Here is a 12,744-nt window from a genome sequence, read left to right on the forward strand (position 1 = left end):
GCCGACGACATCTTCGAACGCCTCGCCGGCTATCTGAACCGCCTACCGAACCCCAAATCCTAGATATGCGGCCCTTCCGAGACTCAGGACACTAGTTGCATACTCAATAATTGGCCCGATCGGTGTTACCGTGCGGATATGGCAGTCAAGGTGGCCGAGGCAGGGCTGGAGGATCGCTGGCGGGACATCCTGTCGGTGCACGCACGCACGATGTGCGAGATCGACCGGGTCCTGCACCCTCACGGCCTGGGCGCGAGCGACTTCGAGGTGCTCGACGTCCTGGCCGCGGAGTCCCCGCGGGAGGGCGACCAGTGCCGGGTGCAGAACCTGGCCGGACGCGTCCATCTCAGCCAGAGCGCGCTGTCCCGGCTGATCGGGCGGCTGGAGAAGGACGGTCTGGTGGTGCGCTCGGTGTGTGCCGAGGACCGGCGCGGTGTGTGGGTCACGCTCACCGGCAAGGGTCGCGACCTGCACGCCGAGGTGCTGCCGCTGCAACGGGCGGTGCTGGAGCGGATGCTGTCCGCCCCGGCGGGTTAGGTCCCGGGCCCCGGCGTCGGCTCCCCGGGGTTCGCACGGGGGACGCGCGCACCGGCACCGCGGCGTGAGGAGCGTGTCCTCCGCCCTGGAGGGCGTGCCGGGTGCCGTCTTTCCCCCGGCTCGACGGAGCGTGCGTGCCTGGACCACGAACTCGGACCCGTCCGGCAGGACTTCCACCTGCTGGGCGGCGATCTGCGCGCGGGCCGGTGAGTCGGGGTCCAGCAGGGGGTTCGTGTCGTCCAGGTGGGTGTAGACCCGGCGGCGGCCCGCGCGGCCGTCCCCGTCGCGGAAGCGTCGAAGTGGGTGCCGTCCAGCAGGACACAGTCGGCCGAGGCGCACAGGTCGTCCAGCGCGGGGCTCCAGGCGCCGACGCAGGGCGCGTACAGCAGGACCCGGCCGGTGACCAGGTCCTCGACGCGGTACGCCGTCACCCACGGGGCGTCCGCCGCCGTACGGGCCGGTACGTATGCCGGGACCTTCGCGGCCAGCGGATGGGCCGTGACCACCAGGCCGCCGGCCAGCACGAAGCCGCCGTCGGCCAGGCTGTCGGCCCACTCCCAGGGGGCGTAGCGGTCGAGTCCGGCACGGACCGGCGCGAGGACGGCGCGGACGGGCGGGGTCGCGTACACCTTGAGGCCCGTGGACCCGCGGAGCGCGGCCAGGCCGCCGACGTGGTCGGCCTCGGCGTCCGTCAGCAGCACCCCCCGCAGCCAGGTGTCGCGCGGACGGGCCCCCGGCCACAGCGCGGGGGTGACGGTGAGCTGGGTCCGTATGTCGGGCGAGGCGTTGAGCAGCCACCAGTCGCGTCCGTTGCCGGTGATCGCGGCGCATTGCTGGGTACGGGACGGCAGCTTGACGTCCCGGGCGGCCGCGCACAGCGCGCAGGCGCAGCTCCACCGCGGGAAGCCACCGCAGGCGGCGGTGCCCAGCGGGACGACCCTCAAGACGATCTGCCCTCTCGCTCACCCGGCCCTTCGCTGGGATCTTCCCGCCGGAACCGGGTGGAGCACACCTTCCCGGGGAGAAGTTCCGGCCGACCTCACCGCGCCGCCGGGGCCGGTGCCCACCGCGGAACGCGGACAACGGCCGCGCTTTGCGGAGTGCCGAAGTCGTCCCGTGCGCCTACGGTTTGCTCACGGCACTCGGAGATCGCCGAGGGGATGGGCGGGGTCGGCGCCGCTCATCCTCGTCCGGGCCCGCCCGGGATCGCGCCTGCGCGGCGCGGTCGCCCCCCCACCTCGGCCACACCACGCCGCGAAGCGACGGACCGTACCGGATCCCCGGTCGGCGACGGCCCTGCGGTCCGGAGCACGTCCTGTCTCGGCCGTTCCACCGCGGAAACCGTCGAGCGGGGGAGCGTGGGTGGCACGGGGGGTGGTGCGGATGCAGTTCTCGGGGGCGTGTGCCTCGCCCGCCGTCGGAGTTCATCCCTCGGGGCCGCCGGCCGCGGGTAGCTGTTGGCACGGAGTGACGGCACGCACGTGGGCCGTCCGGTGCGACAGGAAAGAAGGCATGATGTCGGTCGAGACCGAACCGGTGCCCGAAGCGGCCGCCGGAGCACGGGAGCAGCAGAGCCTCGGCACGTCCGCGGCCCGCAACCTCACGACGACGAAGAAGTCCGAGCCCCAGATGCAGGGGATCAGCTCGCGCTGGCTGACCCGCACGCTGCCGTGGGTGGACGTCCCGGGCGGCACGTACCGCGTCAACCGCCGGCTGTCGTACGTGCTCGGCGACGGCCGGCTGACGTTCGTCAAGACCGGTGCGCAGGTCCGGGTGATCCCGGCGGAGCTGGGCGAACTGCCGCTGCTGCGCGGCTTCGCCGACGGCAGCTCGCTGGAGGCACTGGCCGCGCGGTTCGAGCAGCGCGAGTACGCGGCCGGGCAGGTGATCGTGACGGCGGGCCGCCCCGCCGACCACGTGTACCTGGTCGCGCACGGCAAGGTGGAGCAGATCAGGCAGGGCCCCTACGGCGACGAGGCAGTCGTCGCCCTGCTCTCGGACGGCGACGCCTTCGGCGGCCAGGTGCTCGCCGGGCCGGACGGCGCCTGGGAGTTCACCGCCCGCGCGGCCACGGCCACCACCGTACTGGCCCTTCCACACGCCGCGTACCTGGAGGTGGCCGAGCGCCACGAGGCCCTGCGCGCGCACGTCGAGCGGGCCCTGCTGGACAGCCGTCCGCCGGTGAATGCGAGCGGTGAGGCCGAGATCGCGCTGCGGTCGGGGCACACCGGGGAGCCCGACATCCCGGGCACGTTCGTGGACTACGAGGTGGCGCCCCGCGAGTACGAGCTGAGTGTCGCCCAGACGGTCCTGCGGGTGCACTCCCGGGTGACCGACCTGTACAACGGCCCGATGAACCAGACCGAGGAGCAACTTCGCCTGGTCGTCCACGAGTTGCGAGAGCGCCAGGAGTACGAGCTGGTCAACAACCGCGACTTCGGGCTGCTCCACAACGCCGACCACGACCAGCGGATCTCCACCCACTCCGGTCCGCCGACCCCGGACGACCTGGACGAGTTGCTGAGCATGCGGCGCGACACCCGCTTCCTGTTCGCGCATCCCCGGGCCATCGCGGCGTTCGGCCGCGAATGCAGCAAGCGGGGCCTGTACTTCGGCAGCATCGATCTGAACGGCCACCATCTGCCGGCCTGGCGCGGGGTGCCGCTGCTGCCGTGCGGCAAGATCCCGGTCACCGAGAACCGTACGTCGTCGATCCTCGCGCTGCGCACCGGCGAGGACGACCAGGGCGTGATCGGCCTGTACCAGACGGGGATCCCGGACGAGATCGAACCGGGTCTCAACGCCCGTTTCATGGGCATCAACGAGCAGGCGGTGATCTCCTACCTGGTCAGCACGTACTTCTCGGCGGCGGTGCTGGTGCCCGACGCACTCGGTGTCCTGGAGAACGTGGAGGTCTCCCGCCGCGACTGAGCCGCTGCCGGACCTCTCCGCCGGGACCGCCAGGACCGCCAGGACCGCCAGGACCGCCAGGAACAGCGGAAACACCGTGAGCGCCGGGGCCACCGGCACCACCGGGCGCGTCCACCCGGTCAGGCCCCGCGCCACCGTGCGCGACGACGGCGCCCCGGCCGCCGGCGCACACACGCCGGGGCGCCCGAACCGGGTGCGTGCGCACCCCCATTGGCCGACCACCGATTTGACACCCGTTCCGCACCCCCACCACTGTACGCTCATGAAATCCATTTCCAATAGGAACGGCTAGTCATGCGCGTCGCATTCGTCGGCAAGGGTGGCAGCGGCAAGACGACCCTGTCGGCCCTCTTCTCCCGGCATCTGGCGCGCGCCGGCGCGCCGGTCGTCGCCATCGACGGCGACATCAACCAGCACCTGGCCCATGCCCTGGGCCTCGACGAGGAGGAACGCCTGACGGCGCCGCCCCTGAGCGCGCGCACCGGCGAGATCAAGGACTACCTGCGGGGCACGAATCCGCGGATCCCCTCCCGCGACGCCATGGTCAAGACGACCCCGCCGGGCCGCGGCTCACGGCTGCTGCGGCTGCTCGGGGACGACGAGATCCACACCCGTCATGTCCAGGTGGTGGGCGGGGTGCCGCTCATGGCCACCGGCGCGTTCGACGAGAGCGACCTCGGAGTGGCCTGCTACCACTCCAAGCTGGGCGCCGTCGAGCTGTATCTCAACCACCTGGTGGACGAACCCGGCGAGTACGCCGTGGTCGACATGACGGCGGGCGCGGACGCCTTCGCCTCGGGTCTGTTCACCCGGTTCGACCTCACGTTCGTCGTGGTCGAACCCACCCGCAAGAGCCTGTCCGTGCTGCGTCAGTACCGGGACCACGCGGCCGAGTTCGGCATTCCGGTCGCCGTGGTCGGCAACAAGGTCACGGGCGCGGACGATCTGGACTTCCTGCACCGGCACGTCGGCGAGGACCTGCTCGCCCACTGCGAGCTGTCGTCCTTCGTCCGCGCCCAGGAACAGGGCCGCGGCGCGGGCGCGCTGGAGCCGCACAACGCCCTTGCCCTGGACCGGATGCGCGCGGCCGTCGACGCCCGGCCCAAGGACTGGACCGTCTTCCAGCGGCACGCCGTCGACTTCCATCTGCGCAACGCCACCGCCTGGGCCGACGACGCCACCGGCCACACCCTGGCCGACCAGATCGACCCGCAGTTCCGGCACGGCCCCGCGGCGATGGCCGCCTTCGCCTGACCCGCAGCCCCCATCCCGCAGCCCGCAGCCCGCAGCCCGCAGCCCGCAGCCCGCAGCGACTCGTGTCGCCCGGCCCCGCGGAACGCCACCCAGCAGCACCCAGCACATGCCGAACCAGCCCGACAGACAGGACACCTCATCATGTCGCTCGACGTCTCCCCGCAGTTGCTCGCCCAAGCCGAGAACGGCGAGGTGCGGGAGCGGGACTTCGTGGAAACGGTCCGCACGTCCCTGCCGTACGCCTACGACCTCATCGCCCGGCTGACCACCGAACTGCGCGCCGGTGACCGGGAGTTCGCCGACAACCAGACCCCGCCGCCCTCGGAGCCGGAGCGCGGGCAGCTGCTGCGTGCGCTGTCCAGCGACGCGATCCGGGGCTGCCTGGAACGGCACTTCGGCGTCGCCCTCGCGTTCCAGAACTGCCACCGAGTCGCGGTCTTCCCGCCCGGGGCCCGTGGCGGGGCGACCCACGCCCGGTTCACCTCGCCGCGTGCGCAGCTCCTCAACCAGTCGCCCGAGCTGCGGGACTGCTGAGCCGGCCGCGGGCCGGACCGTGGTCCGGCCCGCTCGCACAGCCGTCAGCCCTCGGCCCTCAGCCGTGGAGCAGTTCCGCGAAGCGCTGGGCGCCGACGTTGCCGCCGGAGACGATGACGCCGATCCGGCGCGGCACCGGATCGATCCGGTGTGCCAGCAGCGCGGCCAGGGCGCTCGCGCCGCTCGGTTCGACGACGGTCTTCATCCGCTCGAAGGCGAACCGCATCGCCTCCCGGATCTGGTCGTCGCTCACCAGGACGATGCCGTCCAGCAGACGCCGGTTGACGGAGAAGGTGAGTTCCCCCGGGATCTCCGCAGCCTGCCCGTCGGCGATGGTGCGGGGCACCGGGATGGCGACGCGACGGCCGGCCTCCAGGGACCGCTTGGTGTCGTCACCGGCCTCCGGTTCGACGCCGACGACCCGGATCCCGGGGAACAACCCGGTGGCCGCGACCGCGCTGCCCGCGATCAGCCCGCCGCCCCCGACCGGCACCACCAGGGCATCGAGCTCCCCCGCCTCCTCGATGAGTTCGAGGGCCGCGGTGCCCTGTCCGGCGATGATGTGCGGATGCTCGTACGGGGGCACGAGTGCCAGCCCGCGGTCGGCGGCCAGCGCCGCACCGATGGCCACCCGGTCGCCGGTGTAACGGTCGTAGGTGACGATCTCGGCGCCGTAGCCGGCGGTCGCCTCCATCTTCGAGCGCGGGGTGTCCTCGGGCATCACGATCACCGCGGTGGTGCCCAGCTCCCGGGCCGCCAGCGCGACGGCCTGCGCGTGATTTCCGGAGGAGTAGGCGGCGACGCCCTTGGCGAGCTGCTCCGGGGGCAGCCGGGAGACGGCGTTGTAGGCACCGCGGAACTTGAAGGCGCCGACGCGCTGGTAGTTCTCGCACTTCACATGGACCTGGGCGCCGACGAGCCGGTCCAGGGTGCGCGAGCGCAGTACGGGCGTGCGGTGGGCCACGCCCGCGATCCGCGCGGCGGCGTCCCGGACGTCCTGGAGGGTGACGGGCGGGTGATCGGGCATGTGCGTACTCCGTTCCGGACGGTGCGGCGAGGGCGGGGAGGGAGAGGTGGGGAGCTGGTCGGCGTTCTTCGGCGTTGTCCGTCGTCCTTCGGCGTTCTTCGGCGTTCTTCGGCGTTCTTCGGCCTACGGTGCGGGACGATGTTCCGGATCCGCGGGACGATGCGCTGGACGGTCAGCGGGCGGTGGCCGCGGAAGGTCTCGGCCGCACCGTGCACTCCGGTCCGGCCGGTCCGGGGACGACCGCCCGGCCGGTCCCGGCCGCTGAGGAACCACCGATCGAGGAAACACCCGCTGGAGAAACGCCCACGGGGAAATACTGCACCTGCCGTACGCCGGACACCCATGGTCTGGACGGTCACGCCCGGTGGAGCCTGCCGCGTACCCTCGCCGTCCCGGGCCGTCCCGGGCGCAGGCGGACGCAGGACAGACCCGACACCGTGGTCCGGCCGTCGGCCGCCGCACCGCCCGGAAGGGGCAGGGCCGGGCGGAATGGGCCGTTCGGCTCTGGACCGCCCCCGCGGACGCGCGCAGCCTGGGGAGGGTGGGGGATCGCCACGGGAGGTGGACACGGTGGAAGCCAAGCAGTGGACCGTGCAGATCTACATCACCGAGGAGGGCGACGACACGCATGCGCGTGCTGTGCTGACCACCCGCGACACGTCCCGGCTCACCGGCCGGGGCATCGCCCGCCGCAATCCGGTCGACCGGCCGATCCCGGAGGTCGGCGACGAACTGGCCGCGAGCCGGGCCCTGGAGGATCTGGCCATCCGGCTGCACGACGTGGCCGCCGACGACATCGTCCAGTTGGCGGGTCCCGTCCACCGGTGACGGTCGCCTGCCGGGCAGGTCACTGCGGGAGCACGAGCAGGAACGTCTCCCCCGGCCGCACGCCGACCGACCGGCCGGGCAGCCGGAGGTCGACCGGCGCACGGTCGGACGGCGGGACGGCGACCTCCAGCTTCCCGCACTCCAGCCGCAGCCGGATGCCCCAGTGCCCCCGGTAGCGGAGCGAGAACCCGTACGACGACAGCTGCGGCAGCGGCACCGGATCGAGCCACAGGGCTCCCTGCCGGGTTTCGAGACCGGTCAGTCCGCGCTGGACGAGGTCCAGGGTGCCGGCCATGGCACCGAGGTGGATGCCCTCGCCCGTGGTGCCGCCCTGGAGGTCGGCGATGTCGCCGCGGAGGGCTTCCTGGCAGAACATCCAGGCGTCCGCGCGGCGGGCCCGGGCCAGGATCCAGCCGTGGACGAGGCCGCTGAGGGTGGAGCCGTGGCTGGTGCGGCGCAGATAGTACTCGACGGTGTGCCGCCAGGTCTCCTCGTCCAGCCGGTAGCCCAACCGGTCGAAGAGGGAACGCAGTTCGGCCGGCGAGAAGAGGTAGCCGAGCATGAGCGCGTCGGCCTGCTTGGACGCCTTGTAGCGGTTGACGGTGTCGCCCTCGGCCTCCAGGATCCGGTCCAGCCGCCGGATGTCGTCGTAACGTTTGCGGTAGCCGTCCCAGTCGAGTTCGGTGAGGTCGGCGTAGCCCTCGAACTGGCTGATCACACCGTCGTGGAAGGGCACGTGAAGGGTGCGGGACACCTCCTCCCAGCGTTCGGGCTCGTCGTCGGCCAGGCCGATGCGGTCGGCGAGTTCCCGGCGCCGCGGCTCGGGCAGGACGCCCAGCAGGTCGAGGGCGCGGCCCAGCACCCAGGCGGCCGTCACATTGGTGTAGGCGTTGTCGTCCAGGCCCGGTCGCGGTGCGTCGGGGTAGGCGTCGTGGTACTCGTCGGGGCCGACCACGCCGAGGATGCGGTGCCGGCCCCGGTGGGTGTCGTGGACGGCCGAGTCAGCCCAGAAGCGGGCGATCTGCAGCAGGATCTCGGCGCCCTCGGTGTGCAGGAACTCCGTGTCGCCGGTCGCCTCGCAGTACTGCCACACGTTGTACGCCACCGCCGAGCCGACGTGCCGCTGGAGGCGGGAGTGGTCCGGCAGCCAGTGCCCGGAGCGCGGGTTGAGGTGCAGTCGCTGCGTCTCCTCGCGGCCGTCGCTGCCGCTCTGCCAGGGATACAGGGCGCCCCGCCGGCCGATCGCGCGGGCCGCCGAGCGGGCCTGGCCGAGGCGCCGGTGGCGGTAGCGGAGCAGGGCGCGGGAGACCTCCGGGAAGTGCAGGTTGAGGTAGGGCAGGACGAACAGTTCGTCCCAGAAGACATGGCCGCGGTACGCCTCGCCGTGCAGTCCGCGGGCGGGCACGCCCACGTCCAGGTCGGCGGTGTGCGGGGAGAGGGTCTGGAGCACGTGGAAGAGGTGCAGGCGCAGGATGTGGCCCGCCCGGCCGGGGACGTCCAGGCCGGTGCGGGTCCACAGCTGGTCCCAGGCCGTGCGGTGCGCGGCCAGCCGCTCGTCGAACCCGGCCGCGGTCCCGAGCCGGTCGGTGGCGGCGCGCAGCGGGTCGCTGATCGCGGGGTCGTGGGAGGTGTGCAGGGCCACGGTCTTGTCGACGCGGACGGTGCGGCCGGGGGTGAGGCTCAGCCGCAGCCGCTGCACGACCCGTGGCGGTTCGTGCGCCACCGCCACCGGGACGTCGGCGGTCAGGCGGGCGGCCAGACCGATCCGGACGTCCGAGGTGCGGGTGCGGCAGCGCAGCCACACCGTGTCGGGGGCGGCGGCGCCGGTGAGCACATGGGTGAGGTGGCGGCCGTCCAGTTCCCGGTAGCGGGCCACGCCGGTGTTGGCGACCCCGCCGTCGAGCGCGGCTTCCACGTCGAGTTCGCCGGCGAAGCCCTCGGCCGTGAACTCGGTGCGCAGGGCGGCCAGGTGGGGATCGGCCATGTCGACGAGGCGCTGCTGGCGGACGAACAGTACCTGCCCCTCGCCGAGCCCGTAGCGGGTGTGCCGCTCCAGCAGGCCCGAGTGGAGGTGCAGGACCTGCCGGTGGTCGAGCACCGTCGCGGTGTCGGGGGTGAGCCAGTCGTCTCCGGCGGGGCAAAAGCGCAGCGGCAGCCAGTTCGGCAGGTTGACCAAGTCCTCGTTCTCGACCCGCTGTCCCGCCACCTCCGAGGTGAGCCGGTCGTAGCAGCCCGCCGCGTAGGTGCCGGGGTAGTGCACGTCGTCGGCGGCGCACTCGGGCAGCGCCCCGCGGGTGGCGAAGTAGCCGTTGCCCAGGGTGCACAGCGATTCCCTGAGGCGTTCGTCAGCGGGTGCGTAGCCGTCGTACTCCCAGGTCCAGCCCGTCACTGCGGCACCCCTTCGTCGAGTCCGTCGAGTCCCTCGGGTGCGTCCGGTCTCCCCTCCCTCTCCGCTTGGTCCTGCCGCGGAGGGCCGCCGCCCCTGTCGAGGACCCCCTCACCCCACTGTCCGGGGATCGGGCCCGGCCCGCCACCGGCGCCGGTGGCGGGGCGGAGCCGGACCGCGGGCGGATCGCCGGCCGCGCCGGGGAGGCCGCCGCGGCCCGTGCCGGCGGAGGGGCGCGGCGGGGTGTCACCCGGCTCGCGGTACGACGGCAACGGGGCAGGCCGCGTGGTGCAGCAGCGCGCGGCCCACCCGGCCGGGCCGGGGTCCGAAGCGGCCGGTCCCCTCCCCCGCTCCGACGATCACGAGGTCGGCCGCGGCCGAGCGGTGCACGAGGATCCTGCGGGCCGAGCCCTTCACGGTGGCGCTCCGCACCCGGACCCCGGGGTGGTCGGCGGTGGCGTCCCGGAGCAGCGCGTCCAGGGTGGCGGCGGCCTGCCGCTCGTGGGCGCGGGCCGGATCCTCGGGCGGTGCGGGGAACTCGGCGCTCTCGTACACGGCACATCGCCAGGCGCGGACGACGTCCAGGGTGCACCTGCGCGCCTCGGCCTCTCGGAACGCGAACCGCACGGCCGCCGCGCCGGTGTCCGCCTCACCCGCGCCGAGCAGGATCCGCGCATGGGTGCCGGCCAGGCCCGCCGCGTCCCCGCGGACGACGATCACGGGGCTGTGCGCGCGGGCGGCCACGGCCGGGCCGACCGCGCCGGGCAGCAGTCCCGCGGGCCCGCCGCGGGCCCGTGCCCCCGTCACCACCGCGAAGGCGCGGCCGGTCTCGCGCAGCAGCGCGTGCGTCGCGTCCTCGGGGACGATGTCCGTGCCGATCTCCACTCCCGGCGCACGGCGGGCCGCCCGTTCGGCAGCGGCGGCCACGATGTGCTGCGCCGCGGTACGTCCGGCCGCGCGTCCCCGCTCACCCACCGGCAGGGCCGCCTCGTAGCGCTCCCACAGCGAGGCGTGCACCAGGAGCAGCGGGACACCGTGGCGGGCGGCCTCGGCCGCCGCCCAGTCGACCGCCAGCAGGCTCGGCTCCGCACCGTCGACACCCACGACCAGGGGCCGGGTCATCGTCGTCCCCCGCGCGCCGGGGGCCGGCGCCCGCCGGGCCGCGGGACGGCCCGGCTCGCCGTCGCACCGGCCGGCGGGCCGTCCGCGAGGCGCGCGGCGCCTGTTCGCGGGTGCCCCGACCCGGGTCGCCCGGGAGCACGAGGGCGGTCCGTCCCGTACCGGGGCCGAACGACCCGGTGTCCGGTCCGGGCGGCCCGTGGCGGGCGGCCGCGCCGGCGCCCAACCTGGAAGAAGGAGCCCAGTGGCGTGCGGCGCTGTCGGGCCGCGGGCCGCGGACGGAAGGAGCCGGCGCGATGACCTCCGCCACCACCCTCAACTCGGCCCTGGCGGCCGAGCATCGTGAACGACTGATGCGGATCGCCCGTGAGGTCTCCTTCGAGGCCGGCACCCGGCTGTTCGAGGAGGGCCGGCGTGCCGACCGGCTGTGGATCGTACGCACCGGGACGGTCGCCCTCGACCTGCACGTGCCCGGCAGGCGCGCGGCCGTGGTCGAGTCGCTGGGCCCGGGCGAACTGATCGGCTGGTCCTGGCACTTCCCGCCGTACGTGTGGCACATGGGTGCCGAGGCGGCCACTCCGGTGCGGGCCTACGAGTTCGATGCGAGGAGCGTGCGGGCGATGTGCGCCGAGGACGCCGAATTCGGGCGGGCCGTCGCCGTCTGGGTGGGCCGGGTGATCGCCCAGCGGCTGCACGCGGCCCGCATCCGGCTCCTCGACCTCTATGCGCCCTACGGCAGCGGAGTGTGGCCCTGACCGCTCCACGCCCGGCACGGCCGGCCTCAGAATTCCAGGACGAGCCGTGCCTCGGCCCGTCCGCCGAGCACCTCGTCGAAGGCGTCGTCGACCTGCTCCAGGCGGCGCGGTTCGGCGATCACCCGGGTACGGCCGGCGGCGTGCAGCGCGAACACCTCGGCGAGGTCCTGCCGGGTGCCGACGACGGAGCCGATGACGGAGATCCCGCCGAGGACCGTCTTGTGGATCGGCAGGTCCATCGAGGCGTCGCCGCCGGGCAGGGCGACCACGACCAGGCGCCCGCCGCGGTCGAGGGACCGGAATGCCTGCTCGAACGCCTGGGGCGCGGTGGCCAGGACGAGGGCCACGTCCGCGCCGCCGGCCCGCCCGATCTCCTCGACCGGGTCATGGGTGCGGGAGTTGACGACCTGGTCGGCCCCGAGCTGGTGGGCCAGGCCCAGTTTGTCCGGTTCGATGTCGACGGCGCTGACGAATCCGCCGACGAGGCGCGCGTACTGTACGGCCAGGTGGCCCAGGCCGCCCGCGCCGAAGACGGTGACGCGTTCGGCGGGCACCACGGCGGCGGCCTTGATCGCCTTGTACGTGGTGACGCCCGCGCAGGTCAGCGGTGCGGCCTCGAAGGACGGCACCGCATCGGGGACCCGGACGACCGCGCGCGCGTCCGCCACGGTGTACTCGGCGTAACAGCCGTCCACGGAGTATCCGGTGTTGACCTGGCTCTCGCACAGCGTCTCGCGGCCGGTGACGCAGTAGCGGCAACTGCCGCAGGACGAGCCGAGCCACGGGACGGCGACGCGGCTGCCGACGAGGCCGGCGCCGACACCGGAACCTACGGCGGTCACGGGGCCGATGCCCTCGTGGCCGGGGACGAACGGGAGCCGCGGCCTGACCGGCCAGTCGCCTCGCGCGGCGTGGATGTCGGTGTGGCAGATCCCACAGGTCTCCATGCGCACCAGCACCTGGCCGGGACCCGGCTCGGGCACGGGCCGCTCCTGGATCTCCAGGGGCTTGCCGAAGCCTGTGACGACCGCTGCCTTCATCTCTCCTCCTCGTCCGGCCGACGGTGCAGGTCTGCATGCCGGACCGGCCGTACGGCAGGTCGCCCGGCCCGGACGACAGGACATGTCGGCCGAGGGCGACAGGAAAGATTCTTCCGTTACGCACGGTTTGTCGTCCACTGCGAGCGGGCCGACCGATTGCCGTGGACGGCGCACACAACGGCGTGCAGGCTCACCGACCGATCACCCGAGCCGGTCGGGCACCCACGCCGACCGGACCGAGGTGGTGCGGCGCGCCGACGGTCGATCACGCGCACCGACACGGGCCGGTCACCTTGCAGGGCGGACGGCGCGGGCCGGGAAGGGCGCCCGGCC

11 protein-coding genes are annotated in these 12,744 nt (G+C 73.6%); 6 read left to right on the forward strand and 5 right to left on the reverse strand.

The annotated features are described in order from the left end of the window. The first annotated feature begins 138 nt into the window (after positions 1-138). Positions 139-537 (forward strand): MarR family winged helix-turn-helix transcriptional regulator, encoded by a 399-nt coding sequence (locus ACFY2B_RS06355; protein WP_390761996.1) that lies wholly within the window; start codon positions 139-141, stop codon positions 535-537. Here the strand turns inward: ACFY2B_RS06355 and ACFY2B_RS06360 are convergent. Next, complete coding sequence (locus ACFY2B_RS06360; protein ID WP_390761997.1) at positions 534-1,481, reverse strand: MBL fold metallo-hydrolase; 948 nt, start codon at positions 1,479-1,481, stop codon at positions 534-536. The two genes, ACFY2B_RS06355 and ACFY2B_RS06360, sit on opposite strands and share 4 nt — an antisense overlap. A gap of 571 nt (positions 1,482-2,052) precedes the next feature. Between ACFY2B_RS06360 and ACFY2B_RS06365 the strand changes: the two genes are divergently transcribed. The 3 genes from ACFY2B_RS06365 (at position 2,053) to ACFY2B_RS06375 (ending at position 5,256) form a co-directional block, all read left to right on the forward strand. Then, positions 2,053-3,468, forward strand: a complete 1,416-nt coding sequence (locus ACFY2B_RS06365; RefSeq protein ID WP_390762341.1) for a family 2B encapsulin nanocompartment shell protein — start codon at positions 2,053-2,055, stop codon at positions 3,466-3,468. Between the two features lie 294 nt (positions 3,469-3,762). Continuing rightward, positions 3,763-4,722: an adenylyl-sulfate kinase gene (locus ACFY2B_RS06370; RefSeq protein WP_390761998.1), complete on the forward strand. Its 960-nt coding sequence runs from the start codon at positions 3,763-3,765 to the stop codon at positions 4,720-4,722. A 141-nt stretch (positions 4,723-4,863) separates the two neighbouring features. Further along, positions 4,864-5,256: an SCO5389 family protein gene (locus ACFY2B_RS06375; protein WP_390761999.1), complete on the forward strand. Its 393-nt coding sequence runs from the start codon at positions 4,864-4,866 to the stop codon at positions 5,254-5,256. A 58-nt stretch (positions 5,257-5,314) separates the two neighbouring features. Here ACFY2B_RS06375 and ACFY2B_RS06380 read toward each other — a convergent pair whose 3' ends face one another. Then, positions 5,315-6,283, reverse strand: a complete 969-nt coding sequence (locus ACFY2B_RS06380) for a threo-3-hydroxy-L-aspartate ammonia-lyase (protein WP_390762000.1) — start codon at positions 6,281-6,283, stop codon at positions 5,315-5,317. A gap of 561 nt (positions 6,284-6,844) precedes the next feature. On the opposite strand from ACFY2B_RS06380, the gene ACFY2B_RS06385 reads away from it, so the two are divergent. Next, positions 6,845-7,111 carry a DUF1876 domain-containing protein gene (locus ACFY2B_RS06385; RefSeq protein ID WP_390762001.1) on the forward strand — a complete coding sequence of 89 codons (267 nt, stop codon included), beginning with the start codon at positions 6,845-6,847 and terminating at the stop codon, positions 7,109-7,111. Between the two features lie 19 nt (positions 7,112-7,130). Here the strand turns inward: ACFY2B_RS06385 and ACFY2B_RS06390 are convergent, their stop codons facing one another. Next, positions 7,131-9,500, reverse strand: a complete 2,370-nt coding sequence (locus ACFY2B_RS06390; RefSeq protein ID WP_390762002.1) for a glycoside hydrolase family 65 protein — start codon at positions 9,498-9,500, stop codon at positions 7,131-7,133. Between the two features lie 243 nt (positions 9,501-9,743). Continuing rightward, positions 9,744-10,619 (reverse strand): universal stress protein, encoded by an 876-nt coding sequence (locus tag ACFY2B_RS06395; RefSeq protein ID WP_390762003.1) that lies wholly within the window; start codon positions 10,617-10,619, stop codon positions 9,744-9,746. A 293-nt stretch (positions 10,620-10,912) separates the two neighbouring features. Here ACFY2B_RS06395 and ACFY2B_RS06400 point away from each other — a divergent pair, with 293 nt between their 5' ends. Further along, a complete protein-coding gene (locus ACFY2B_RS06400) occupies positions 10,913-11,371 on the forward strand; it encodes a Crp/Fnr family transcriptional regulator (protein WP_376531297.1) in 459 nt (152 codons plus the stop codon). 26 nt (positions 11,372-11,397) lie between these two features. On the opposite strand, the gene ACFY2B_RS06405 is transcribed toward ACFY2B_RS06400, so the two are convergent. Then, positions 11,398-12,411 (reverse strand): zinc-dependent alcohol dehydrogenase, encoded by a 1,014-nt coding sequence (locus tag ACFY2B_RS06405; protein WP_390762004.1) that lies wholly within the window; start codon positions 12,409-12,411, stop codon positions 11,398-11,400. Positions 12,412-12,744 lie beyond the last annotated feature (333 nt).

The sequence above is a fragment of the Streptomyces sp. NPDC001270 genome, assembly GCF_042896695.1.
GTDB lineage: Bacteria > Actinomycetota > Actinomycetes > Streptomycetales > Streptomycetaceae > Streptomyces.

Excerpts from the sequence above, each read along its gene's own strand:
- ACFY2B_RS06380 (WP_390762000.1), bottom strand. The coding sequence starts at position 6,283 with ATGCCCGATCACCCGCCCGTCACCCTCCAGGACGTCCGGGACGCCGCC.
- ACFY2B_RS06400 (WP_376531297.1), top strand. The coding sequence starts at position 10,913 with ATGACCTCCGCCACCACCCTCAACTCGGCCCTGGCGGCCGAGCATCGT.
- ACFY2B_RS06375 (WP_390761999.1), top strand. The coding sequence starts at position 4,864 with ATGTCGCTCGACGTCTCCCCGCAGTTGCTCGCCCAAGCCGAGAACGGC.
- ACFY2B_RS06405 (WP_390762004.1), bottom strand. The coding sequence starts at position 12,411 with ATGAAGGCAGCGGTCGTCACAGGCTTCGGCAAGCCCCTGGAGATCCAG.
- ACFY2B_RS06395 (WP_390762003.1), bottom strand. The coding sequence starts at position 10,619 with ATGACCCGGCCCCTGGTCGTGGGTGTCGACGGTGCGGAGCCGAGCCTG.
- ACFY2B_RS06355 (WP_390761996.1), top strand. The coding sequence starts at position 139 with ATGGCAGTCAAGGTGGCCGAGGCAGGGCTGGAGGATCGCTGGCGGGAC.
- ACFY2B_RS06370 (WP_390761998.1), top strand. The coding sequence starts at position 3,763 with ATGCGCGTCGCATTCGTCGGCAAGGGTGGCAGCGGCAAGACGACCCTG.
- ACFY2B_RS06365 (WP_390762341.1), top strand. The coding sequence starts at position 2,053 with ATGTCGGTCGAGACCGAACCGGTGCCCGAAGCGGCCGCCGGAGCACGG.